Source organism: Bradyrhizobium sp. 2S1, assembly GCF_011516625.5.
In the GTDB taxonomy this organism is placed as follows: Bacteria; Pseudomonadota; Alphaproteobacteria; order Rhizobiales; family Xanthobacteraceae; genus Bradyrhizobium; species Bradyrhizobium septentrionale.
In genome coordinates this window covers 9,761,151-9,784,793 of the sequence record NZ_CP147717.1, presented here as the reverse complement: position 1 = coordinate 9,784,793, position 23,643 = coordinate 9,761,151, and the positions used below count along the sequence as shown (strand labels likewise).

Here is a 23,643-nt window from a genome sequence, read left to right as displayed (position 1 = left end):
GCCGTCCTGCGCGAACGGTTCGAGCGGTCGTTCGCTGCGCTGCGCCAATCGGCCGCATTTATTTGATTTACAAGCTTAAGATGTAGGCTAACATGCACCGCCATGACCGGTTTTCCCAACTCGCCGCGGCTGTTGAAAGGCGGCATTGTGCTGATCGACCCGCAGTCTTCGGCGGTGCGTCGGGTCATCACTCTGCAATACAATCCCGATACGCTGACGCGCACGTTGCAAGTGCAAAGCACCGCGCCGAGCGGGGACCGGTCCGAGGCGTTGCGCATCACCGGCCCGCCGGCCGAGACGATCAAGCTCGACGCCGAGATTGACGCGATAGATCAGCTCGAGTTTCCCGACCAGAACAGCAACACCGTTCAGCTCGGCATCTTTCCCCAACTCGCCGCGCTGGAAACGATAGTCTATCCGACCAGCGCGCAGCTTCAATCCAACAACGACCTCGCGCAATCGGGCACGCTCGAAATCATCCCGATGGAGTCGCCGCTCACGCTCTTCGTGTGGAGCAAGACGCGCATCATGCCGGTGCGGCTCACGGATTTCTCGATTACCGAGGAGGCGTTCGATCCCGCGCTCAATCCGATCCGCGCCAAGGTCAGCCTCGGAATGCGCGTCTTGTCGGTTAACGACCTCGGCTTCTCGCACAAGGGCGGCAACCTGTTCATGAGCTATCTCCAGCGCAAGGAGCAGCATGCCGGTCTCAGCGTGAACGGCGCGTTGAGCGCGCTCGGCTTGTCGGGGTTTCCGTGATGGCGCCGAATTTTCCGCAGACCAGCCGTTATGCGCTGATCGACACCGCGACGCTCGAAACCGCGGACGGCAAGACCGTGGTTTATCTCCGCCGCCGTTTCGTGCCGCCGCCGGAGCGCTTCGCCTTGCTGACCGGGCACGAGGTCACGCAAGGAGACCGGCTCGACAACGTGACCGCGTACTATCTCGGCGATCCCGAGCAATTCTGGCAAGTCTGTGACGCCAATCGTGCGATGTGGCCGGACGACCTCATGGTGATCGGCGAAAGCCTGCGCATTACCCTGCCTGAAGGTGTCCAGGGAGCGGGCGATGCTTAAGGGCGTGCGCCTCACGCTGATGGTCGGGCCGCTGGTGCCGATACCGGTCTCGCAGTCGGTACTCGACGCGCTGGTCAGCGTGGAGGTCACATCCCAGGACACCGGCCCGAGCGGCTTTTCGCTGGCGTTCACGCTCGACAACCGCTCGATTCTGCCGACGCTGTTCATGATCGCGGGCGGCAGCCAGATCCCGATCGTGCGGGTGATCATCGTCGCCACCGTCAACGGTACGCCTCACGTGCTGTCGGACGGCATGGTGACGCGGACCGAAGTCGTGCCGGGTAGCGACGCCGGGCACTCGACTTTGCAGGTGACCGGGCAAGACCTGTCCGCCGCGATGGACCTGCAGGATTTCAGCGGCTTGCCTTTCCCGGCCATGCCCGCCGAGGGCCGCGTGGCGCTGCTGATCGCGAAATACATGTTCCTGGGCCTGATTCCGCTCGTGATCCCGAGCGTGCTCATCGACGTGAACATCCCGACCAGCCGGATCGCCGGCCAGCGCGGCACCGACCTCGCCTATATCAAGCAACTCGCCGCCGCGGTCGGCTATGTCTTTTACATCGATCCCGGACCGAAGCCGGGTATGAACATCGCCTATTGGGGCCCGCAGATCAAAATCGGCGTGCCGCAGCCCGCGCTGAACATCAACATGGACGCGCACACCAATGTCGAGTCGCTGTCGTTCTCGTTCGACGGCGACAAGAATGGCATTCCGACGGTGTACTACTACAACGAGATCACCAAGGTGACGATCGTCGTCCCGCTGCCGCCGATCACGCCGCTTAACCCGCCACTCGGCCTGCTGCCGCCGATCCCGAAGCAGTTGAAGCCGGCCGGCCGCGGTCTTTCGAGATATTCGCTCCCGCAGGCGATCATGATCGGGCTTGCGCAGTCGTCGCAATGGGCCGAGGCTGTGACCGGCCGGGGCGAGCTCAACGTCGTCCGCTACGGCAATGTGCTGAAGCCGCGCGGGCTCGTCGGCGTACGCGGCGTCGGCACGGCGTTTGACGGCCTGCATTACGTGAAGAGCGTCACCCACAAGATCAAGCGCGGCGAATACAAGCAAAGTTTTCAGCTCAGCCGTAACGGCCTCATTTCAACGTTGCCGAGGGTGCCCGCATGAGCGATAGCGGCAATGGACACGGCGGGGCTTCTACGGCAAGTATCGCGGCACCGTGGTCAACAATATCGACCCCGAGAGCCGCGGGCGCATCATGGCGATCGTGCCGGACGTGCAGGGCCTGATCCCTACGACGTGGGCGCTGCCCTGTGTGCCGATAGCCGGCAAGCTGATGGGCACCTATCTGGTGCCGCAGATCGGCGCCGCCGTGTGGATCGAATTCGAGCAAGGCGATCCGGATTATCCGATCTGGACCGGAGGATTCTGGGGCGTCGTGGCGGAAGTGCCGACGCTTGCGGCAGCCGGAAATCCGGTGAGCCCGAGCATCGTGCTGCAGACCGGTCTTCAGAATTCCATCAGCATCAGTGATCTGCCCGGGCCGACCGGCGGCATCATGCTCAAGAGCACGACCGGCGCGATGATCATCGTGAACGACATCGGCATCACGATCAGCAACGGCAAGGGCGCGACCATCGTCATGACGGGGCCGACCGTCACCATCAACAACGGTGCCTTGGTCGTGGTGTGAAAGGGAGACAGCGGATGCCCGGGTTCCTGCTTCATGTCGGCGCGACCGTACTGTGTTCGCACGCCGGACAAGCGCAGGCCACCGTTCCCAATCCGCGCGTGACCGTCAGCGGCCAGCCCACCGTCACCATGACGGCTCCCTATGTGGTGGCCGGCTGCGCGTTGCCGCCGCCGCCCACCGCCAATGGACCATGCGTGACGGCGCAATGGACGACCGCGGCGACGCGCATCACGTCCAACGGCCAACCGCTGCTGCTGCTGGACAGCCAGGCGATCTGCGCCCCGACCGGCACCCCGCTGATGATCGTGATGACGCAGACGCGCGTGACCGGGACGTGACGCGATGAACATCGATTTCCCATTCCACTTCGACGACCGCGGCCGCACCGCAACGACGGGCGACGACGATCATATCGCCGACATGATTGAGCAGCTCATCTTCACCATGCCTGGCGAGCGCGTGAACCGGCCGGACTTCGGCAGCGGGGTGATGCAGCTGGTGCATGCGCCGAACAGTCCGGAGCTTGCCGCCGCGCTGCAGTTCACGTTGCAAGCGGCGCTCGACCGCTGGCTCGGAGACCTCATCGAGGTGCAGGCGCTCAAGGTCGAGAGCCAGGAGGCAACGCTCAGGATCGACCTCGATTATCTCGTGCGCCGCACGGGCAAGACGTTGAAAGAAACATTTCCGCGGGGGGCAGCGTTATGAAACCTGCCGGACTCGATTGCGGCGTCGCCAACCGCCGCAAGAAGCTTTTCAAGAACGGGGAATTGAACGGGATCGATTTTCTCGATGTGTCCGAGGACCAGTTGTCGCTCTGCGTCCATTTCTTCGGCGAGATCCCCGAACTGTTCGGCAAGGTTCCCGAAGACATCGCGCTCAAGCATATTCGGATCGAAGGCGGGCGGCGCATCCGCGGCATTCGCGCGATCCATGTCTCGGTCGACCGCGCCGGCGAGGACGAGGACGCCTGCCTGCACATCACGCTCGACAAATTCGGCGACTTTTCCACCTATCGGCTCTGCCTGATCGAGGTTCCGCCGCCGGCCGACGGGAAGGCCGCCGACAGGCATAAGTACGAGCCGCTGAGCGGGCTTGACCCGCGCTACAGCTGCCTCGATTTCACCTTCAAGGCCGGTTGTCCCAGCGAGTTCGACTGCCGGCCCGTGGACGAGTGTCCGCCGGAAACCTTGCCCGCGCCGGAGATCAATTACCTCGCCAAGGATTATGCCAGCTTCCGCCAGCTGATGTTCGACCGGCTCGCGCTGACGATGCCCGAATGGCGCGAGCGCCACGTCCCCGACATCGGCATCACGCTGGTCGAGCTGCTCGCCTATGCCGGCGATCACCTCAGCTACTATCAGGATGCGGTCGCGACCGAAGCCCATCTCGACACCGCACGGTTGCGTACCTCGGTGCGCCGCCATGTGCGCCTGGTCGATTACCGCATGCACGAGGGGGTCAACGCGCGTGCGTGGGTAACCGTCGAGACCGACGCGGACCTGCTCGGCAAGCCGGCCGATGGCTTCTACTTCATCACGGGCTTCCCGAACGTGCCGGCCTCGAGCGGGAACGTCGTGCGAGCGGACGATCTGGCCGGCATTCCGCAGCAGCGTTACGAAGTGTTCGAGCCCCTGACCGCGCACCCCGGTCAGACGTTCGATTTCCGCGCCGCGCACAGCAGGATTCGCTTCTACACCTGGGGCGATACCGAGTGCTGCCTGCCGCAAGGCGCGACCCGCGCCACGTTGCTCGACGCCAAATCGCGCGTGCTGCATCTCGGGTGCGGCGACGTCCTGATCTTCGAGGAAGTCATCGGCCCGACCACGGGTAACGAATCCGATGCCGACAAAGCCCGCCGCCACGCGGTGCGGATCACGCGGGAGACCCCATCGGTCGATCGGCTCTATGACATCAACGTGGTCGAAATCGAATGGGGCGCCGAGGACGCCCTGCCGTTTCCGTTCTGCCTTTCGGCGCGCCTGCCGGCGCCCGATTGCAGCATCAAGGAGGACATCAGCGTCGCGCGCGGCAACGTCGTGCTGGTCGATCACGGCCGGCTCGTCGGCGAGCGTGAAACCTATGGGCCGGTCGACAAGAAAGCGACGATCGGGGAATGCTCCTGCGAGGGCAGCGTCATCGAGACCACCGACGTCCCGCACAAATTCGCTGCCGAATTGCATGAGAGGTCGCTGACCTACAGCGAGCCGCTGGCGCCGCACGCATCCGCCGCGCGCTCGATCGAGCAGGACCCCCGGTGCGCCATACCGGCGCTAGCCCTGGTCGATGAAAAAGCTTTGGAGGATGACAAAGGCAACGCGGTCTGGCGGCCGCAATACGACCTGCTCGCAAGCGCCGGCGGCGATCGCCATTTCGTGGTGGAGATTGACGACGCGCGAAAGGCAAAGCTGCGCTTCGGAGACGGCGAGCTTGGCCACATGCCAGCGGTCGGGACGGTCTTTCGGCCGATCCCAAGGCCCGAAGACACCAACCGCCGCGGCTATCGGGTCGGCAGCGGTCCGGATGGCAATGTCGGACGCGACACCATCACCTACATCGTGCTGCGCAAGGACGCGTGGAGCGGGATAAATGTCAAGCCGCGCAATCCGCTGCCGGCGCGCGGCGGGACGGCGCCGGAGCCGGTCGCGATGGTCAAGCTTCTCGCGCCATCGGCATTCCGCACGCGGCGCGAGCGCGCCATCACGGCCGAGGACTACGCCGAACTCGCGCAACGCGACGGCGACATCCAGCGCGCCGCCGCCGATCTGCGCTGGACCGGCAGCTGGTACGAGGCGCGCGTCTCGGTCGATCCGCTGCACACCACCGAATTCGATGCCCGCCTGTCGCGCCGCATCGCGGCGTCGCTGGAGCCATTCCGCCGCGTCGGCCACGACCTCGCGGTCGGCGCGGCGCGTTACGTTCCGATCGAGCTTGCGATCGACTGCTGCGCGCTGCCGCACTACGCGGCTGGGCAGATCAAGGCCGAACTGGCCAAGGTGTTCAGCAACCGGCGGCTTGCCGACGGTCGGCTCGGCTTCTTCCATCCCGATCGGCTGACCTTCGGCAGCGATATCTATCTGTCGCAGATCGTCGCCGCCGCGCAGGCGGTCGAAGGCGTCGCAAGCGTCAAGATCCGAACTTTGCGCCGCCAGCAACACGAACCCGCAGGAGACGCGCTCGACAGCGGCGTGCTGCGGCTCGGCGCCCTGGAGATCGCACAACTCGCCAACGATCCGAACTATCCGGAGAACGGCAAGCTCACGCTGACTGTGGGGGGAGGGCGATGAGCTGTTCTTGCGGATGCTGCATCGGCCCCCACATCGAAACCCCTGGCGCGACGGCGAACCGGCCGGGCCTGAGCAAGCTTGCCTATCGCGCCGGCACGCATGCGACGTTCGTCCAGACCATGCGGGCGCGGTTGTCGTCAGCCGATTTTCCCGCGCTGGACGCGCTGCGCAGCCGCGACCGCAATGACGCGAGCATCGCGCTGCTCGACGCCTGGGCGGTGACCGGTGACGTGCTCACCTTCTATCAGGAGCGCATTGTCAACGAGGGCTACCTGCGCACCGCGACCGAGCGCCGGTCCGTGCTCGAGCTGGCGCGGTTGATCGGTTACACGCCGAAGCCCGGTGTCGCGGCGAGCGTCTATCTCGCCTACACGGTCGAGAAGGACGCGCCGCCGGTGGAAATCCCCGCGGGCGCGCGGGCCAACAGCGTGCCGGCGCCCGGCGAGCAGATGCAGGCATTCGAAACCTCCGACCCGCTGCAGGCGCGTTTCGAATGGAACGTCATGCGGCCGCGCCTGACCCGGCCGCAGGAGTTGAGCGCCAAGACAGAATCGCTCTATTTCGCTGGCACGGCCACCAACCTGAAGCCGAACGATCCGCTGCTGCTTTGGTTCGGCTCGACGGAGCGGCCGTCACTGGGACGACGCGCGAAGGAAGTGACGGCCGATGCTGCGAACGACCGGACGAAGGTCGTGCTGCAGGTCGAATCCCAGAAATCGCCCGCGCCGCCGGCCATCAAGGCCGTCAGTCAGGTCATCGCGACATTCAGCAACCTGGAAGCCTTCGACGTCTCTGCGACGACGGCCACGGCGCAGCAGGTGCTTAAAGTCCTCAACGAGATCGACACGCAGTCGAATGCGGGCGGCGATCTCGACGAGTATCTGGAGACCGTGGCCTTGCCGCAGCTCGAGGCGCAGCTCCGCATTTCGAAGGAGCGCGGCTACACCAAGCTTGCTCCGTGGATCGAGGCCATGGTCGGAGAACTGCGCGCAGCCCGCGCCGCGTCCGTGGCCGAATCCGGCGTCGCATCGGACATCTTGGAGGTTCCGGACGGCAACGACAAAGTGTCAGTGTCGGCGTTGGGCGGCGTGATGACATCGATTGCCTTGCCGGCGTCAAAAACCCCGCCAAGCGCCAAACACCTGCCGCGCAACCCCAATCTCGTTCTTGCGGACAACGCGGATGCGCTGCCGCGGCTGGTCACGGCGCTGCGGCCGGAGTACGGCGCGCTCTACACCGCGTGGAGCAAATTACCGCTGTCATTGGCCGTCGACGCCTCGGTATGTGCGCTTCGTGTGCAAGCGCCGCCGTTCGGACACAACGCGCCGCTCCATCCCGTGCTCGATGCCGACAACAAGGTCGTCGGCCACGACGAATGGAAGCTGGCCAGCGTCCTCGCGACCACGCTGGCCATCGTGTTCAGCGACGGCGTGATAAGGCAGGTTTCGGTGACAGCGGCCAGAGGCAACGAGCAGGCGACCGTGTCCCAGGTGATCGCACAATCGACCCCCGGCACACGACGCTATCCGATCGCATTGGGGACGCTTGCGAGTGCGACCCTGACGGTCGACCACGTCGAAGGCGGAAAGGTTGAGACGATAACGTTGGAGGTCCCGAAGTTCGGTCCAAAAATTGCACTCAACTTCGTCAAAAAATCTCCGAAGGTGGTCGTCGACGTCCACGACAAAGAAGTAGTCGTCGAGTTGGGAGGCAGCCCGGAGCAGTTCGAAGCCGGTGACGCGCACGTATCAGCCGTATTCACGTCTGCGTTTTTTGCGGTTTCCAGCCAGACGGTCTTCCCTTTCAATGTCGTCGATCTGGATACGGTCTACGATAAGGTCTTGCCGGACAGCTGGGCCATCGTCGAGCGTGCAGACAAGGATGAACCGGTCATCGCGAAGATCGAGGAAGTCCGGATTGTCTCGCGCGCGGATTACGGTATCACCGGGCGGGTGACCCGGCTCAAGCTCGACCGCGACTGGCTGACGCGGAACGATACCAGTTTGGCTGTGCTGCGCGGCACCACCGTGAGCGTGCTATGCGAAAAGCTGCCGCTCGCCGAAGCGCCGATCGACCCGATCAAATATGCAATTTGTGCGAAGGACGCAGATATCCAGCAGGAGATCGAGCTTGGCGCGCTCTACACCGGTCTCGAACCCGGCCGCTGGGTGATTGTGACGGGTGCGCGGGTCGACATAAGGGACGCACAGAATAGTATCGTCAGCGGCATCATGGCTGCCGAGCTTCAGATGATTTCGGACGTCAAGCAGAAGCCCGCCCCGGATATCCCCGGCGACAAGGCGCATACATTCATCACGCTCTCGCATAAACTCGCTTACTGCTACCGGCGCGATTCGCTCGCGATCTACGGCAATGTCGTCAAGGCGACCCACGGTGAGACGCGGCAGGAAGTGCTCGGCGCCGGGAATGCGGCCGTGCCGCTGCAGCAGTTCACGTTGAAGCAGCCGCCACTGACGTTCGTGTCGGCGCCCACCGTTTCCGGCGTGCAAAGCACGCTGGTGGTTCGCGTCAACGACGTGCAATGGCACGAGTCCGAGCGGTTATCCGACCTCGGCCCGACCGATCACGGGTTCATCACGCGCACCGACGACGACGCGAACACGACGATCGTCTTCGGCGACGGCGAATACGGCGCACGCGTTCCAACCGGTCTTGAGAACGTCAAGGCGACCTATCGCAACGGCCTCGGCAAGATGGGGAACGTCAAGGCGGGCCAGATCACGCTGCTCAGCTCGCGGCCGCTCGGCGTCAAGGAAGTGATCAATCCGATCCGCGCCTCCGGCGGCGCCGACCGGGAGAACCGCGACCAGATCCGCAATAACGCGCCGCTGGCGCTGCTCGCGCTCGACCGCCTCGTTTCGACGGTGGACTACGCGGATTTTGCGCGCACCTTCGCCGGGATCAGCAAGGCGGCGGCCGGCCGCCGGCCGACCGCACATGCTTTCGTCGTGAAGGTGATCGTCGCCGGCGCCGACGACGCGCCGATCGAAGTGTCGTCCGACCTCTACCGCAATCTGGAGGACGCGCTGCATCGCTTTGGCGATCCGTATCTGCCGATCGAACTCGTCGTACGCAAGCAGTTGACGCTCATCATGGCGGCGAATGTCGAGATCGATCCTGACTATCAGTGGGAGACGCTGGAACCGAAAATCCGCGCCGCGCTGCTGGAGCGGTTCAGCTTCGACAGCCAGGAGCTCGGCCAGCACGTTTTCCTCTCCAGCGCGATCGCTGCGGTCCAGGCGGTGCGCGGCGTGGTCTATGTCGACTTCGACAAGTTCGACGCCAAGTCCGAAGGGATGCTCGTCGAGGCGTTCCAGAACACCAAGGCGATCGAGATTGGTTTGCGGCCGCGGATTGCGGTCGAGCCGGAGGAAATCGCCTACCTGGTGCCGGATGTGCCCGAAACCCTGATTCTTCAGGAGCTGAAGCCATGAGTCGCTCCGCCGATCGCCTCTACGCGCTGCTTCCCGCCGTGCATCGCGCGCGCGATGAGCAGGCCGGCGGACCGCTGCGCGCATTGTTTAGCGTGATCGGCGAGCAGGTCGACGTCGTCGAGGAGGATATCGACCGCCTCTACGACAACTGGTTCATCGAAACCTGCGACGACTGGGTGGTGCCCTATATCGCGGACCTGATCGGCTACCGACCGGTGCTGGAGGCGGGACTGCCGGCGACGACGCACTCGGTGGAAGGCCGCCTGCGCAACAAGCGGCTGATCCCGCGGCGCGAGGTTGCCGACACGCTGGGCCACCGGCGGCAGAAGGGCACGCTCTCGCTGTTCGAGAAGCTGGCGGTGTCGGTCACCGACTGGCCGGCGCGCGCCGTCGAATCTTGTCGCCTGCTGGGCTGGACCCAGGGCCTCGATCACCTTCATCTCGATCGCGGCAGGACGGTCGACCTGCGCGACGGCAAGGCGCTCGAACGGTACGGCGGCCCGTTCGACCGACTTGCGCACACCGTCGAGGTCAGGCGGACGATCTCGTCGCGGCGTATCGGGCGCTACAACATTCCGAGCATCGGCGTCTTCGTCTGGCGGCTGAAACCCTATTCGGTCACGAAATGCCGGCCGCTCAACATTGAAAGCGAAGGCCCCGAATGCTTCACCTTCAGCGTGCTCGGAAACGACACGCAGCTTTACACCGAGCCCGAACCGGCTCTCGGTTCGTCGAACGAACTCGCATTGCCGTTGCCGATCTCCCGGCGCGCGCTCACCGAGCGGGTAGAGAAGCCTCACCCCGGGACCGGGGTTTCGGACGATTACTACGGCGAAGGACGCAGCTTCGCGATCTATGCGATGGACTGGCCTGCCCCGGGTGCGGAGCAACCGATCCCTTCGAAGCGCATCATTCCGGCCGATCTCTCCGGCTGGCGCTACAGCGCGCCGCGCGATCACGTCCTGATCGATCCGGTGCTCGGGCGCATCGCGTTTCCGGTCCGGCAAAGGCCCGCCGCAGGCCTTCGCGTGACCTACCGCTACGGGTTCAGCGCCGACATGGGCGGCGGGGAGTACGAACGCACGCTGTCGCAACCCGCAGGAAACGTAGCGTTCTACTACGTCGATCAGGACGCAAAGGAAACGAACGACGTCTTCAACTCGATCGGGAGCGCAATCGCCGCATGGAAGGCGGGCAAGCAGCGCGCGGCGGTCATCGAGATCAGGGACAGCCGCGACTACACCGAAAGGTTGTCGGTCGCGCTGGAAGCCGGACAGAGCTTGCAGATCCGCGCCGCCAACGGCAGGCGGCCGGTGATCCGCCTGCTCGACCAGATCACCGACGGCCCCGACGCGCTGGCGATTTCCGGCAAGCGCGCCAGCCGTTTTGTGATCGACGGCCTGCTCATCATGGGCCGCAATATTTCCATCAACGGACCGGCCGACCCGGATTCGGGGGACGGCGACCTTTGCGACGTCATCATCCGCCATTCGACCCTGGTCCCCGGCTGGGCGCTGGAATGCAACTGCGATCCCAAACGGCCGAACGAGCCGAGCATCGAAATCCTGGACAGCACGGCCAGGCTTCGGATCGAGCACAGTATCATCGGTTCGATCTACGTCGTGGCGGACGAAAAGGCCCGCGATCCGGTCGACATCGCGATCAGCGACAGCATCATCGATGCGACCGACACCGAACTGGTCGCCATTGGCACGCTCAAGGCGGACATGGAGCGGCTCGCCTTCGCCAACCTGACGATCGTCCGCACCACCGTCATCGGCAAGGTCGGCGTGCACGCCGTCCCGCTCGCCGAGAATACGATTTTCATGAGCGAGGTGAATGTCGCGCGGCGGCAGATCGGCTGCGTGCGCTTCTGCTACGTTACGCCGGTGTCGCGCACGCCGCGCCGCTACCATTGTCAGCCTGACATTTCGCTGCCGCAGGAGCCCGCGCGGGTGCGACCGCGCTTCAACAGCCTGCGTTACGGCAAGGCTGCCTATTGTCAGCTCGCGCTCGACTGCCCCGCGGAGATTTTGCGCGGCGCCGACGACGAGTCGGAGATGGGCGCATTCCACGATCTGTTTCAGCCGCAGCGGACCGCCAACCTGCGGGCCCGCCTCGATGAGTACGCGCCGGCGGCTTTCGACGCCGGCATTCTGTTCGTAAATTAGGGGGTGACAATGCGGGGCGATTTTACGCGCGACACGTTCGATCCCGGCAAGCACTACAGCCGCGTGCTGATGCAGCAGGGCCGGGTGCAGCTCGACGCCGACTGGAATGAGCAGACGTCGATCCTGCTGCATTACATGCGCGCTCTCGGGCGCGACCTGTTCGGGCCGCACGCAGGACCGGCCGCAGGCGCGGGTTTCGAAATCATCGGAAGCATGACAAAGGATTGGGAGGCCAAGCTGAAGGCCATGCTCGATCAGAAGCAAATCGGCCGGGATCGGTACGATGCGCTCGGCAAGGCGGTAAAGGCGGGCAATCTCGTGATCACCCGCGGGCGCTACTATGTCGGCGGCGTGCCCGCCGCTAACGACGCAGCGGCATTGTACACCGAGCAGCTCGGTTGCCCGCGCGCGGAGATGAAGGACGCAGATCGCGTTGCCTTGTGGAAGGCAAATGTCGTGTTCTATCTCGACGTTTGGGAACGCCATGTGACGTGGCTCGACGACGGTCACATAAGGGAGGTCGCACTCGGCGGGCCGGATACCTGCACACGCGCACAGGTCTATTGGCAGGTCCGGTCGCTGCTGCCGGACGGCGGCGCCAAGATCGACTGCAGCGCCGTCGACAACATCGTCCGCGGCACTGGCACCTTGCGCGCGATGGCGCACGGCAAGCCCTCGGACGAGCTCTGCGCGATCTCGCCCGAGGCGACCTATCGCGGCGCGGAAAATCAGCTCTATCGTGTCGAAATCCACGAGGGCGGAACGACGGACAAGGCGACCTACAAATGGTCGCGCGAGAATGGCAGCGTCGTTTTTCCGGTCGTGTCGCTCAGCGCGTCGGGCGCCACGCTCGGCCATGCCGGGCACGACCGGCGCTCCGGGTTGAAGGACGGCGACTGGGTCGAGGTTGTGGACGATGTCGGCGCAAGCGGCAACGCGCCCGGCATCCTGGCGCGGGTGAAGGGGCCGCCGCAACACCTCGTCGTCGCGCTCGATTTCGCCGGCGATTTCGCCTCTTACGGATACAAGGATTTCCAGAACAGGCTTGCCATGCTGCGCCGCTGGGATCATGTCGGCGATGTCAAGGCCAATGGTGCGATACCGATCGGCAAGGCCGTCGACACCGAGAAGGGCTGGGCCGCTCGGGAGACTACTGGCTCATCCCCGCGCGCACCGCCACCGGCGGTATCGACTGGCCGAGCGAACGCAAGAACGGCGGCGAGGATTCGGACGACAAACCGGTCGGCGCGGCCCTGCCGCCGCATGGCCCACTGCATTACTACGCGCCGCTCGCGTCCTGGAACGGAGTCGAGTGGCACGACTGCCGCCAGATTCTGGCCCCGTTGCCGTACGCCTAGCGCCGGCCGCCCGCGCAATGTCGCGCTGGCGAACAACTGAGGATCCCTGTGTGTACCGAAAACTTAAACACGGCCGTAGTGGTGGTGAAGTCCGCCCAAGATGGCCCGTGAACGGATCACACCGGTTCGCTGAACCGGGCGAGAAACCGGCGCATCCTTGTCCAAGGATCGATGAGTTCTGACGCCGTTGTAATAGTCCGCATAGGATCTCAGGATTCGGCGCAGATGCGCCTCGCCCAAGACAATGATGTGGTCCACACACTCACGCCGGATCGATCCGATCAGCCGTTCGGCAAAGCCATTCTGCCAGGGCGAGGCCGGTGCAATTGGCTTATCTCGGATGCCCATGGCGCGAAGTCGGCGCGTGACAATGGCGCCGTAGATTTGATCGCGGTCCGGATCATGTGACGCGGAGCCCCATCCCAAGGAAATGCTTCGGTGATCTGACGTGCAACCCACTTTGCGGTCGGGTTGGTTGTGACGTTGATCCAGACGAGGTCTCTGCGGTCTATCCGGACGATGACGAAGGCATAGAGCAGGTCGAAACCGATGGTCGGGACAACGAACAAGTCCATGGCGGCAATGTCCGGCGCGTGGTTATGCAAGAAGGTCCGCCATCCCTGGCTGGGCGGCCCCCGCCGTTTGACCATGTACTTGGCGACGCTTGACTGCGCGACCTCGAACCCGAGCTTGAGCAGTTCGCCGTGAATGCGTGGCGCGCCCCAAAGCGGATTCTCCATGCTCATCCGCCGAATCAACGCGCGCAGCTCCGGGGCGATCTGCGGTCGCCCTCCCACTGGGCACGACCTCCAACGCCAGTAGCAACGAAAGCCGGCCCTGTGCCACCGCACGAGCGTCTCGGGTCGGATGATTGTGAGGACCTGCAGGATTGATGGAAACCAGCGATACAGCTGGATCAAGAACCAGCGATCATGATTGGTCAGCCGGACGCGACCATGCAGCCTGCGCCTCAAGACAATTAACTGATGTCGAAGCACCGCGTTCTCAGCTTCAAGCCGCAACTTCGACTTGAATGGTAGGGCCAAGACGGCCAGAACGAAACAGAACAGCCTGATCATTCCGCCAGCTTATGCGATTCCATCACGTCATCAACTCGGATGAGGTTTTCGGTACACACAACCGCGCGTTCTACGCGGTACCGCTGCGCGCTGGACGTATGGCGTCGCCGCCGTAGCCCTTGTCCTCATCGGCACCCAAATCCAACCGCTTTCCCTGGCGGCGATGGTCAGCCATCTCCCGGCCGCGCTGTCTTTCGACCAGACCCGCGCCGACCCGCGGCCGTCGGTTGCGGTCATGCCCTTTGCGACCATGAGCGGCGACCAGTCGTACTTTGCAGACGGGCTGACCGAGGATGTGACCACGGCGCTTGCAAGGAGTTCCGAGCTTCAGATCATCGCGCGCGACTCCACATATGCCGTGCGCGGGCAGGAAAGCGATGTGCGCAAGCTCGGGGTAAAGCTGGGCGTTTCCTACGTGGTGGAAGGCAGCGCGCGCCGCGAGGGGGACCGGCTTCGCGTCTCGGCGCAGCTGATCGACGTGAAATCGGGCGCGCACCTTTGGTCGCGCTGCTTCGACAGGCAGGTTGCCGACGTCTTCACCGTACAAAGCGAGCTGACCACGGAAATCGTCGCCCAGCTCGCGCCGTATATCGGCCGAAGTGAAGCCACCGCTGCCGCGCAACGTCCGACCGACAACCTTCAGGCTTACGATCTTGTCCTACGGGCTCGTCATCGATACCGGCATGGCGCCCAGGATGCGGAAGCACTTATGGAGGCACGCGGCATATATCAGCGCGCGCTGGAAATGGACCCGGCCTATGCCGCCGCCCGTGCGGGCTTGGCCCTCACTTACATCGCGGATGTGGCCAGGAGGTCGAATGGTCGGGCGACAGCGCATGAGCTGGAACTAGGTCTTAGCGAAGCGCGCCAGGCTGTGCGCCTCGCTCCCAATCTCTCGCTCGGCTATCAGGTGATCAGCTTCGGGCTCGCGTTGCAGGGCGATTATGCAGGCGGCCTGCAGGCCGCCAAGCGCGCCGTCGAACTGAATCCCAATGACCCGGATAGCATGATGGCATTGGCAAAAGCGCAAGTCCGTTTCGGGGACTACGCGGACGCCGTTGCCAATGCCGAGCGAGCACGTCGCCTTCATCCCATGGCGCCGGAATATTACGCCTATGTGCATGGCCAGGCTCTTTACGCCGCTGATCGTCGCGATGAGTCGGCTACCGTGATCGCCGAATGCCTTGTAAGGGCGCCGCGCGATGCCAACTGCCTGCTAATCCAGGCTGCGCTGCAAGGAAGGCGCGGTGATATAGAAGCGGCGCGACTGACGATGGCAAACTTGGTAGGGGCCCAACCGACATTTTCGTTAGAGTCAGAGCGCTCTTATCGCCGGTTTGGCAACAAGCCGCTCATGGATCAGTTCCTAAAGGACCTGACGCGGGCGAAGGCACCGGAGGCTGCGTAATAATAGGATCTTTTGTAGCTTAAATTCAATGAGATAGCAGTTCTCAGTTTCATCTCGTCCGGCGCACCCGACACGATTCGAACGTGTGACATTTGCCTTCGGATACGCGAGAGCCAACCGGTTTCGCTCGTCGCATCTTCGAGCCGCAGGGTCGCCGAAATGACCTACCGGATTCCCTGTTCTGTCGTGACAATACCCTGTTAGCCCAAAACAATTCCCTGTTATTGGCAGCAAGGAATTAAGCCATAAGTCCCTGCAATGCAGCGGTTTTTGGCCACAGGTCATGTCTCCGAGCCGCCAAAATCGCCGGTTTCCCTGCAAAATTCCCTGTTTGCAGGGAATCCTGCTTGGAGACAGGTGCGATCAGCACTGCGTCGCCAGCCATATTCAAGCCATTGATTTTATTACTAAAATGTAAGCGGCCAGCTTGGCTGGCGGCCCGTTTGGAAATCGGGTCGGACCGCCTTGTTCCAGGCTTCGTCATTTGTTGGGTATCTTAATACCGTTCGGTCTCGCGTCCCGCAGATGGTGCCTGCGCTTCTGATGTGGACGATCACGTTGTGCTATTCACCCTGCCACCGGCGATGCAGTGATCGAAGTTGTGCATGGTAGCTCTTCCAGAGCGAGCCCGGAATGACGAAGGCGAATCTCGACGATGTTGTCTCTCCCTAAAACCAAGATACGCGTCCTGCTGCTGGAGGGCGTGAACGACTCGGCAGCACGCATGTTCGAAGGCAATGGCTATACCGAGATGCAACGTCTGCCGAAGGCGCTGGGTGCTGGCGAGCTCAAGCAGGCACTTTCCGGCGTCCATATGTTGGGGATCCGCTCGCGGACACAGTTGACCGCGGAGATCCTTGAGGCTGCCGACCGGCTGATGGTGATTGGCTGCTTTTCGGTCGGTACCAACCAGGTCGATCTTGATGCCGCGCGACGCTTTGGGATTCCGGTATTCAACGCTCCATACTCCAACACCCGCAGCGTGGCTGAGCTGACCATCGCTGAGATCGTGATGCTGTTGCGCCGGATATTTCCACGGTCGATCTCCGCTCATTCTGGCGGCTGGGACAAGTCCGCCGAGGGTAGCCGCGAGGTGCGCGGCAAGACGCTGGGCATCGTTGGCTATGGCAACATCGGTTCGCAGTTATCGAATCTCGCGGAAGCCATGGGCATGCGCGTCATCTATTTCGATCACACCGACAGATTGCGTCACGGCAATACCGAGCCGGTCGAGACACTGGACGATCTGCTCGCGGCCAGCGACGTCGTTTCACTGCATGTGCCGGAGACGCCGGCCACCGCCAACATGATTGGCGCGGCCCAGCTTGGGCTGATGAAGCCGGGGGCCTATCTGATCAACAACTCGCGCGGCACCGTGGTCGATCTCGATGCGCTGGCAGGCGCCCTGCGTGAGGACAGGCTGGCAGGTGCTGCGGTCGACGTGTTTCCGGTCGAACCGGCGTCGAACAACGACCGCTTCGTCTCGCCATTGCAAGGCTTGTCCAACGTGATCCTCACGCCGCATGTCGGCGGTTCGACGGAGGAGGCGCAAGATCGTATTGGCGGGGAGGTTGCTCGCAAGCTGATTGATTATTCCGATGTCGGCTCGACCTTCGGCGCGGTCAATTTTCCGCAGGTGCAGTTGCCGGCGCGGCCGACCGGTACGCGCTTCATCCATGTCCACCGCAACGTTCCCGGCGTGATGCGTCAGGTCAACGACGCAGTGTCTCGGCACGGAATCAACATCCTGGCGCAATACCTGCAGACCGACCCGGAAGTCGGCTACGTCGTGCTCGAGACCGACGTTGTCGGCGGCGAAGGCGAGGAGCTGTTGGCCGAGCTGAAGGCTATTCACGGCACGATCCGCGTGCGGGTGCTGTACGACCAGAACCGGCCGCAGGGGTGATGAGATGGCGGTGCGTGGCGAAATGTTGTCCTGTTGGCGGTAAGTCGAAAGGGCTTCCATCCGCCTTTGGACGGGTTCGTGATTCGAAATTCGGATTTAGGAGCCAGGTGCGTGCACGAGCTTGACGTTGTGAACGGCACTCGATGCGACCAAGATGCCAGGAGGTGGTGCGTCGTTTGCCGCACCACCGGTCGTCTCAGGGTGAATTACTTGCGTTCAACGAAAATGCCCTGACAATCCGACTCGCTGGCATTTTCAGCGGTGTGCGAGGCTGTAATGGGTCCCGCAAAGGCCGGTCATCGTTTTACTTCGCGTGTCGCAACTCACCCATCGTCAGGCGCAGGAGCCCTCGTCTGTGCCTGGTGTGCAGTTTTCTTTTCTCGATCCCCTCAAGAAGGAATTTGGTTATGATTCGACGCACAGTGCTTGGTTTGGGTGCAGCAATGGTCTGGATCGCTTCGGCCGCCGCACAGGAGTCCCCGCCCTCTTACCAGGCAGACCCGACGACCTACAAAGTCATCTTCGAGGATCAGAACTTCCGCGTGATCGCCGGCACCTGGAAGAAGGGCACCACTGACAAGCCACACTCCCACCCCGTCCCCTTCGTGGTCTACGCGCTTAGCGATTGCGTCCTGCGGCTTCACAATCCGGACGGCACAGTTTATTGCCGATGAGGACCGCGTTCCGGCCTTGGTCTTGTTCTCGCGAACGCTTGGTCTCGAACCGAGCGTTGCTAGAGAATGCCTTGAGCGGCCGCGTTATCACGGTCGACTTGCTTCTGGCGGATGATCGCCAGCCGTCTGCTGCACGCGGCGAAGGCGGCATTGTCCGAGCGCGCGCTCACGCTGTTCCTGGCGGCTATCCGCATGGCAGGGCCGGAGATGAAAACTGCGTACAGGCCGCAGGCTGCCAGTACGGCAAGGAGCAGCGGATATCCGAGAGCAGGGAGCGGCAAGCGTTCGGAATCGGGAGTATTGGTTTTGGCTTCGGCCATAAAAATCTCTCTTGAGCGATCAAAATGCCTTGGGGGATGCCGTTCGCGAGCAGGCAGCCTCCAGTGAGGGAGTAGGATTACCCTCGGAGAGCGACGAGCGTTCGGAAAACTTTGCGCGGATCTCGTCTCGCGCGAGACGCAGGTGGAATCAATCGGATCCGTCGCCAGCCGCCGTGGTTGACGCCGACATCACGCTTTACGCGGACGATCCGCTCAATATCTCAGCTTCCCGAAAGCCAGCACGGTGCGTCCGTCGGCCGGCATGACGTATCCGGAGCCGCTCGCGTACGGCACGAAGTAGCGGTGATCGGCGAGATTTTTCCCGGTCACGCCCAGGCTCCAGTGATCCGTCTCGTAAGCGACCTTGCCGTCGAACGTGACATATCCCGGCGTGAAATAGAGGTTGTCGAGCGCGACCGCCTGCGCGGAAGCCGCGTAAAGGCCGGCACCGATCGCAACATTCCGCAGCCATCCATCCTGGAACTTGTAGTTCACCCAGAGCCGGCCGGAGTCGCGCGGGACGCGCTCGAGCATGGTGCCGGGCGCGAATAGCTGATCCTGAACCACAATGGCGTTCACATGCGCGTAGCTTGCAAGGATCGAAAGACCTGCGGACGGCTGCCAGGTCAGGTCCGCATCGAACCCCTCTGCGCGCTGCTCGCCGACCTGCGTGGCGAGGAAAAGGCTTCCCGGCAGCAGGTTCGTGACATTGCGCCGCGTGTTGGTGAACCATGCGATGGTGCCGGCAAAGCCGGACGGCAGCGCGAGCTTCAATCCGGCTTCGGTCTGTTCGGCCTCCTCGGGCTTGGGTGCGCCGGCGGCATTGAAGAATGGCACGCCGCGGTAGCCCTGCGAGTAGTCCGCGAAAGCCGATACGCCTTTGACGAGATCGACCACCGCGCCGAACCGCGGCTGCGGCTTCCACGCATCGGTAATGAAATCGCTGCCCGCCACCGCATCGGTGCCGTGGATATAGACATTGGCGAGACGCACGCCCGCGAGCAGGTGCAGCCGCTCAAAGATGTCCGACTGCCACTGCGTCGTCAGCCCGCTGTTGACGTAGAGGTTGTTCGAGTTGAACGCGCTCACGGTCGGCGGCGTGTATGCCGGAAACACCGGGTTGGCGAAGTCGACGAGGCCGGCGAAGCCGACATCGTCGCGGATATTGTCGGCGACACGATCGCTGTCCGCCCCGAACAGAACCGTGTTCCTGGTCGGTCCGATCGCGAATTTGGCAACCAGGTTGGCGTTCGACGCGATCTCGCGCGTATCGACCGGCAAGTGGAAGCTGAGAAACGGAAACGTCGAACCGAACAGCGGGGTGTCAGTGCCGAGGAAATGCCCGAACTGCTCGAGCCGCATCTCGCTGACGCGGGCCGTGGCATTCGCCGACCAGACCGCATTGAACTCGTGATCGATGCGCGCCGTCACGCCGTTGTAGGTCGTCCAGCTGCGGCCGAGATCAGGCCGGTCGGGAAACAGCGTCGGCGCGATCGTGAACAGCGACCGGTCGACCGTGCCGGCGCCGGGCAGCCCGGTGTAGTTCTGGAACGAGCGTGACGAGAAGCTGCCCTGGATGGTGAGGCGTGTGCCGTCATTGTCGTTGAAGAGGAGCGTCGGATTGAGCGCGTAGCGGCGGTGCTCGATCACATCGACGAAGTCGCCGGATTTCTCGACATCGCCGGTCATGCGGAACAGCGCCGTGCCCCCGCTCGCAATCGGCTGGTTCACGTCGAACCAGGTGTCCCACAGCCGGTAACCGCCCGCCGTGACGCCGATCTCGGCGAAACGATTCTCGGTCGGCAGCTTCGAGACCGTGTTGATGATGCCGCCGACCGGACCGATGCCGCCCTGGTAAAGGATGCCAGCGGGGCCCTTCAGCACCTCGATCCGCTCGGTGTTGACGAGCGAGGTGTTGTCGCCGCCGTCATAATAGTTCGGCAGGCCGTCGACATAGCGGTCGGCCGGAAAGCCGCGCACCTTGTAGGCATAGCCGATGAAGGTGTTGGCCGACATCGGCGTCACAGCCGAGATGTTGCGCAGCGCATCCATTAGCCCGAGCGGTTGCTGGTCATCGAGCACGGCGCGCGGCACGACCGCAACCGCCTGCGGAATGCGCTCGATCGGTGTCTCGGTCCTGGTCGCCGAGACCGATGTGAGGGCGCGATAGCCGCTCACCGGCCCGGCGGTGGTCTGCGTCACGGGCGGCCCGCCGTTCAGCACGACGCCGTCGGGCAGCGCCGGCGCGTTGGTGCGTCTCGTCGTGGGCGTGGCAGGTGTGACCGCAACCGCCGGCTTGGCGGGCCTCGGTTTGGGCTTGGGCTTGGGCTTGGGATTGGGATTGGCGATGCGCTTGCGGCTGGAGTAGACCGTCACGGGCGGCAGCCGCGCTGCCGGCTCAAGGCTGCCGGATGAACGTGTTGTGTGATCGGCAGGCTCATCTTGCGCCCGGATCGCACCGAACTGCCCGACCGCAATGACGGCCGCGAGCGCCGCGCGTCGCGCCAAACGACGAGAAAAGCGCGCGTCACGCCGATCCGGGACGGCCTGACAAGCGCCCGAACTCAAGCCTTTCCCCATCAGGCTGCCCCAGCCATCTTCCGATCCAGTCAAGGATCGGCCCCCTTACGGGAACCTATGGGATCAAGGCGAACAGCGCAAATCCAAGTCGCTGATCTTCCGTAGTCTCACGGTGACGCGGCCGTTCTGACCGCGATCCTCACCGCACCGACCTTTGTGCGGTAGGTGGTCGCCGAAGCCCAACTCGGTGATCGATCTGATCGCCGCGCGCCGGCAGTGAGGGGCAAACTTAGCGTTTTGGCCCTAGGAGCCCGTCCAGATATGTTTTCGTGACGGGCATTTGTTGTAGAGTAGCAGGCTCAGGCTGCGTTTGCGAGGTTGAACAGCTTGAGGAGGTTATGGACGGTGCAGATCATTGTCCACTCGGCGCGCACTTTCTCGATGCCCCGCAACAGGAACTGGCGGAAGCCTCTTGCCTGTTTGATCTGCCCGAACACCGGCTCCACCACTTGCTTTCGCAATCGGTAGGGTGTTTCGAAGCCGCCATCGTCGATCTTCTTTCGCATGGCCTGTGTCAGCGGGCCGCCGACTTTTCCGTTCGCTACTGTCGGGTGCTTGGCGCGTCCGGGCGCGACATAGCCATCGATGCTGCGTGTGTCGAGCGCTTCGAGATTGGCTTCGCTGTAGTAGCCGGAATCCGCTGAGGCCTGCCGCGGCTTGCGGCCAAGATTGCTCTCGATGGCCTCGATCAGGGGCACCAACTGGCCCTGATCGCTGCCGTGCTGGGTCAGTTCTTGCGCGACAATGATCTGGGCATGTGCATCGACGGCCGCCTGGGCATTATAGGCCTGAACGAAGCCATCCTTCGACTTCATGATGCGGCTTTCCGGATCGGTGAAGTTGCGTTGCGCCTTGGGATTGGGTTCTCCGATGGCAGCGCCGCCGGTTTGCCCGGCTTCTTGCGGCCTTCGGCCTGGCGCTGCTGTTCCTTTTCGGCCTCGATGCGGCGCTCTTCCTCCGCCGCCAGTTTGGCGTCCGCTTCCAGCGCCGCCATCGCTTGCTGGATCTTCGCCAGCCGTTTCTGCTTGTCGACGGTCCAGTCCGGCAGTTCGTCGCTGTTGCCGAAAGTCTCATCCTCCGAGGCATCCGCCGCCTCGGCGGCCGCCAGCATGCGAGCGACCTCGGCCTTCAATTCCGCCTCGCGCTTCTTCATGCGCTCATAACTCATCGCCTTGTGTTTCGACGCGTTCGCCTTGATCTTCGTACCATCCAGCGCGACATGACCGAGCTTGACCAGCCCGGCCGTCTCGCACAACTTCAGAACCTGCACGAATAGCGCGCCGAGCGCCTTCAAATGTCGCTTGCGAAAGTCGCTGATCGTCCGAAAATCCGGCGCATCCAGCGCCACGATCATCACAAAATCGTTCCGCTCCCGGCAGGCCTTGGCAATCCGACGCGACGAATACAGCCCACTCGCATAGCTATGCAGCAGCAGCGCCACCATCATCCGCGGATCAAACGGCGGCTGCCCAAGCCCGCTCACATAGCTGCCCATGATCTCCCTGAGATCGAGGCTCTCCCGCACCAGATCAACCATAAACCGCGAGACATGGCCTTTCGGCACGAAGTCCTGCACATTCGGCGGCAGAAGCAGCGTCTGATCGATGTTCCAAGGCCGAAAATACTTGCTCATCGCCCAATGTTGAATCAGACCCGACCAGATTTGAACAGCGACTATCCAGACAAGCTCCTAGGACGAATAACTGGCAGCCTCCGTACGATCAGGCGGGGCAGTCGGGCCGCCATCCGTGGCGCCCTTCGTCCACTGGCGCATCGCGACGAGGTTGACCGCGTCGTGAAGATACATCCCTACGGCCAGGCCGCGATCGTAGCTGGCCCAAAAGCGCGGCAGGATCAATATGCTGTGGCCACCGTGCCCGGTGATCTTGACCAGTCCCGCCGATTCCGCGCTGGCCATCAGGTTGCGGACATGGGTCCGGGAGACGCCGAAACGATCGGCGGCGTCGATGTAGGGTACCGCAGCGGCCGGATCGGCGGCATCCATTGCAGCCTTCAGCACCGCATTCTGGATCAGTGGTCCCGCGGCGTGCGTGAAAAACAGAAGGGTGTCCGGCAGCGTCATCATCAGGCGAGCAGCCACGGGATTGAATGGAAAGCCCGTGCTGCAGTGCAGGACGTGAAATGCGCGATTGCGCGACAGCACCGGGCTGTAATCATGATCGGGGTAAAGCGCCGCAAGCGGGATGAAGTGCGTTGCGAGCCATTCGGTGTGATGCGTGCGCAGCTTGTTCGTGGACGCAAGCAGCCGGAGACGCCCGTCGCCGGGAGCTCGATGCTGCTCGATAAATCCAACCTCGCGCAATCGCGCGACGAGATGATCCACTTGCCGGCCACTCGCATAGCCGAACATGGCGAGCTGCCGTTTCAGGGCGGCCACAGTGAACCAGGTCTCGCGTCTCGACGGATCCTGCGCTGCCTCGAGTACCGCAACGCAGTGAAAGACGAGGAATCGGCCCGCCTCAAGCAACAAACGAACCAGAAACGGATCGCCTTCGTACAGATGGACGAAGCTCTCGAGATAGGCGCGACGCGCTTCCGGCAGGCGGGGATGGTTCAATATCTCGTCGAATGTCAGCCGCAACGGGCCACCGACAAGGCGCTCAAGTTCGTCCTGCTCCACGGCTGCCCCTCAGCTTAACCCTTAGGAGCCTATTAGCCGGCT

17 protein-coding genes and 3 pseudogenes are annotated in these 23,643 nt (G+C 63.3%); 13 read left to right on the top strand and 7 right to left on the bottom strand.

Annotated elements, in window-relative coordinates:
- Window positions 1-147: 147 nt before the first annotated feature.
- From HAP54_RS46535 to HAP54_RS46490, 10 genes and pseudogenes are all read left to right on the top strand, one after another.
- A complete protein-coding gene (locus tag HAP54_RS46535) occupies window positions 148-759 on the top strand; it encodes a hypothetical protein (protein WP_224741497.1) in 612 nt (203 codons plus the stop codon).
- Window positions 759-1,076 (top strand): LysM domain-containing protein, encoded by a 318-nt coding sequence (locus HAP54_RS46530; RefSeq protein ID WP_166298046.1) that lies wholly within the window; start codon window positions 759-761, stop codon window positions 1,074-1,076. The genes HAP54_RS46535 and HAP54_RS46530 overlap by 1 nt, the downstream gene beginning before the upstream one ends.
- Window positions 1,069-2,199, top strand: coding sequence for a hypothetical protein (locus HAP54_RS46525; protein WP_166298045.1), 1,131 nt, complete (start codon window positions 1,069-1,071; stop codon window positions 2,197-2,199). The genes HAP54_RS46530 and HAP54_RS46525 overlap by 8 nt, the downstream gene beginning before the upstream one ends.
- A gap of 52 nt (window positions 2,200-2,251) precedes the next feature.
- Window positions 2,252-2,725 (top strand): phage baseplate assembly protein V, encoded by a 474-nt coding sequence (locus HAP54_RS46520; RefSeq protein WP_166298044.1) that lies wholly within the window; start codon window positions 2,252-2,254, stop codon window positions 2,723-2,725.
- 14 nt (window positions 2,726-2,739) lie between these two features.
- A complete protein-coding gene (locus tag HAP54_RS46515; RefSeq protein WP_166298043.1) occupies window positions 2,740-3,063 on the top strand; it encodes a PAAR-like protein in 324 nt (107 codons plus the stop codon).
- A 4-nt stretch (window positions 3,064-3,067) separates the two neighbouring features.
- Window positions 3,068-3,430, top strand: coding sequence for a GPW/gp25 family protein (locus HAP54_RS46510; protein ID WP_166298042.1), 363 nt, complete (start codon window positions 3,068-3,070; stop codon window positions 3,428-3,430).
- Window positions 3,427-6,009: a putative baseplate assembly protein gene (locus tag HAP54_RS46505; RefSeq protein WP_166298041.1), complete on the top strand. Its 2,583-nt coding sequence runs from the start codon at window positions 3,427-3,429 to the stop codon at window positions 6,007-6,009. The genes HAP54_RS46510 and HAP54_RS46505 overlap by 4 nt, the downstream gene beginning before the upstream one ends.
- A gap of 119 nt (window positions 6,010-6,128) precedes the next feature.
- Window positions 6,129-9,464 (top strand): putative baseplate assembly protein, encoded by a 3,336-nt coding sequence (locus HAP54_RS46500; protein WP_339156813.1) that lies wholly within the window; start codon window positions 6,129-6,131, stop codon window positions 9,462-9,464.
- Between the two features lie 176 nt (window positions 9,465-9,640).
- Window positions 9,641-11,635, top strand: coding sequence for a hypothetical protein (locus tag HAP54_RS46495; protein WP_339156812.1), 1,995 nt, complete (start codon window positions 9,641-9,643; stop codon window positions 11,633-11,635).
- 9 nt (window positions 11,636-11,644) lie between these two features.
- Window positions 11,645-12,993: pseudogene (locus HAP54_RS46490) on the top strand (DUF6519 domain-containing protein).
- Between the two features lie 63 nt (window positions 12,994-13,056).
- Here HAP54_RS46490 and HAP54_RS52685 read toward each other — a convergent pair.
- The gene (locus tag HAP54_RS52685) at window positions 13,057-13,341 is read right to left on the bottom strand and encodes an integrase core domain-containing protein (protein WP_210297455.1); all 285 of its coding nucleotides are present in this window, start codon (window positions 13,339-13,341) and stop codon (window positions 13,057-13,059) included.
- Window positions 13,275-14,072, bottom strand: coding sequence for a hypothetical protein (locus tag HAP54_RS46485; protein ID WP_210297456.1), 798 nt, complete (start codon window positions 14,070-14,072; stop codon window positions 13,275-13,277). Before HAP54_RS46485 ends, HAP54_RS52685 begins: the two co-directional genes overlap by 67 nt.
- 64 nt (window positions 14,073-14,136) lie before the next feature.
- Here HAP54_RS46485 and HAP54_RS46480 point away from each other — a divergent pair.
- Window positions 14,137-15,480 (top strand): annotated as a pseudogene (locus HAP54_RS46480) (tetratricopeptide repeat protein); the annotation flags it as partial.
- 238 nt (window positions 15,481-15,718) lie between these two features.
- Here HAP54_RS46480 and HAP54_RS46475 read toward each other — a convergent pair.
- A complete protein-coding gene (locus HAP54_RS46475; protein WP_166298037.1) occupies window positions 15,719-15,964 on the bottom strand; it encodes a hypothetical protein in 246 nt (81 codons plus the stop codon).
- 171 nt (window positions 15,965-16,135) lie between these two features.
- On the opposite strand from HAP54_RS46475, the gene serA reads away from it, so the two are divergent.
- Window positions 16,136-17,386 carry a phosphoglycerate dehydrogenase gene (gene serA / locus HAP54_RS46470; protein ID WP_166298036.1) on the top strand — a complete coding sequence of 417 codons (1,251 nt, stop codon included), beginning with the start codon at window positions 16,136-16,138 and terminating at the stop codon, window positions 17,384-17,386.
- A 407-nt stretch (window positions 17,387-17,793) separates the two neighbouring features.
- Window positions 17,794-18,060 (top strand): hypothetical protein, encoded by a 267-nt coding sequence (locus HAP54_RS46465; protein WP_224741498.1) that lies wholly within the window; start codon window positions 17,794-17,796, stop codon window positions 18,058-18,060.
- Window positions 18,061-18,119: 59 nt separating this feature from the next.
- Here HAP54_RS46465 and HAP54_RS46460 read toward each other — a convergent pair whose 3' ends face one another.
- The 4 genes and pseudogenes from HAP54_RS46460 to HAP54_RS46445 all read right to left on the bottom strand — a co-directional run bounded on the left by HAP54_RS46460 (window position 18,120) and on the right by HAP54_RS46445 (window position 23,601).
- Window positions 18,120-18,380: a hypothetical protein gene (locus tag HAP54_RS46460; protein ID WP_166298035.1), complete on the bottom strand. Its 261-nt coding sequence runs from the start codon at window positions 18,378-18,380 to the stop codon at window positions 18,120-18,122.
- A 213-nt stretch (window positions 18,381-18,593) separates the two neighbouring features.
- Window positions 18,594-20,993 (bottom strand): TonB-dependent siderophore receptor, encoded by a 2,400-nt coding sequence (locus HAP54_RS46455; protein ID WP_166298034.1) that lies wholly within the window; start codon window positions 20,991-20,993, stop codon window positions 18,594-18,596.
- A 266-nt stretch (window positions 20,994-21,259) separates the two neighbouring features.
- Window positions 21,260-22,593: pseudogene (locus tag HAP54_RS46450) on the bottom strand (IS1182 family transposase).
- A gap of 57 nt (window positions 22,594-22,650) precedes the next feature.
- Window positions 22,651-23,601: a hypothetical protein gene (locus HAP54_RS46445; protein WP_166298033.1), complete on the bottom strand. Its 951-nt coding sequence runs from the start codon at window positions 23,599-23,601 to the stop codon at window positions 22,651-22,653.
- Between the last annotated feature and the right edge of the window lie 42 nt (window positions 23,602-23,643).

Coding starts and splice junctions, on each gene's coding strand:
- HAP54_RS46515 (WP_166298043.1), top strand. CDS start 2,740: ATGCCCGGGTTCCTGCTTCATGTCGGCGCGACCGTACTGTGTTCGCAC.
- HAP54_RS46525 (WP_166298045.1), top strand. CDS start 1,069: ATGCTTAAGGGCGTGCGCCTCACGCTGATGGTCGGGCCGCTGGTGCCG.
- HAP54_RS52685 (WP_210297455.1), bottom strand. CDS start 13,341: ATGGGCATCCGAGATAAGCCAATTGCACCGGCCTCGCCCTGGCAGAAT.
- serA (WP_166298036.1), top strand. CDS start 16,136: ATGTTGTCTCTCCCTAAAACCAAGATACGCGTCCTGCTGCTGGAGGGC.
- HAP54_RS46460 (WP_166298035.1), bottom strand. CDS start 18,380: ATGGCCGAAGCCAAAACCAATACTCCCGATTCCGAACGCTTGCCGCTC.
- HAP54_RS46485 (WP_210297456.1), bottom strand. CDS start 14,072: ATGATCAGGCTGTTCTGTTTCGTTCTGGCCGTCTTGGCCCTACCATTC.
- HAP54_RS46465 (WP_224741498.1), top strand. CDS start 17,794: ATGATTCGACGCACAGTGCTTGGTTTGGGTGCAGCAATGGTCTGGATC.
- HAP54_RS46500 (WP_339156813.1), top strand. CDS start 6,129: ATGCGGGCGCGGTTGTCGTCAGCCGATTTTCCCGCGCTGGACGCGCTG.
- HAP54_RS46530 (WP_166298046.1), top strand. CDS start 759: ATGGCGCCGAATTTTCCGCAGACCAGCCGTTATGCGCTGATCGACACC.
- HAP54_RS46505 (WP_166298041.1), top strand. CDS start 3,427: ATGAAACCTGCCGGACTCGATTGCGGCGTCGCCAACCGCCGCAAGAAG.
- HAP54_RS46510 (WP_166298042.1), top strand. CDS start 3,068: ATGAACATCGATTTCCCATTCCACTTCGACGACCGCGGCCGCACCGCA.
- HAP54_RS46475 (WP_166298037.1), bottom strand. CDS start 15,964: ATGACGAAGCCTGGAACAAGGCGGTCCGACCCGATTTCCAAACGGGCC.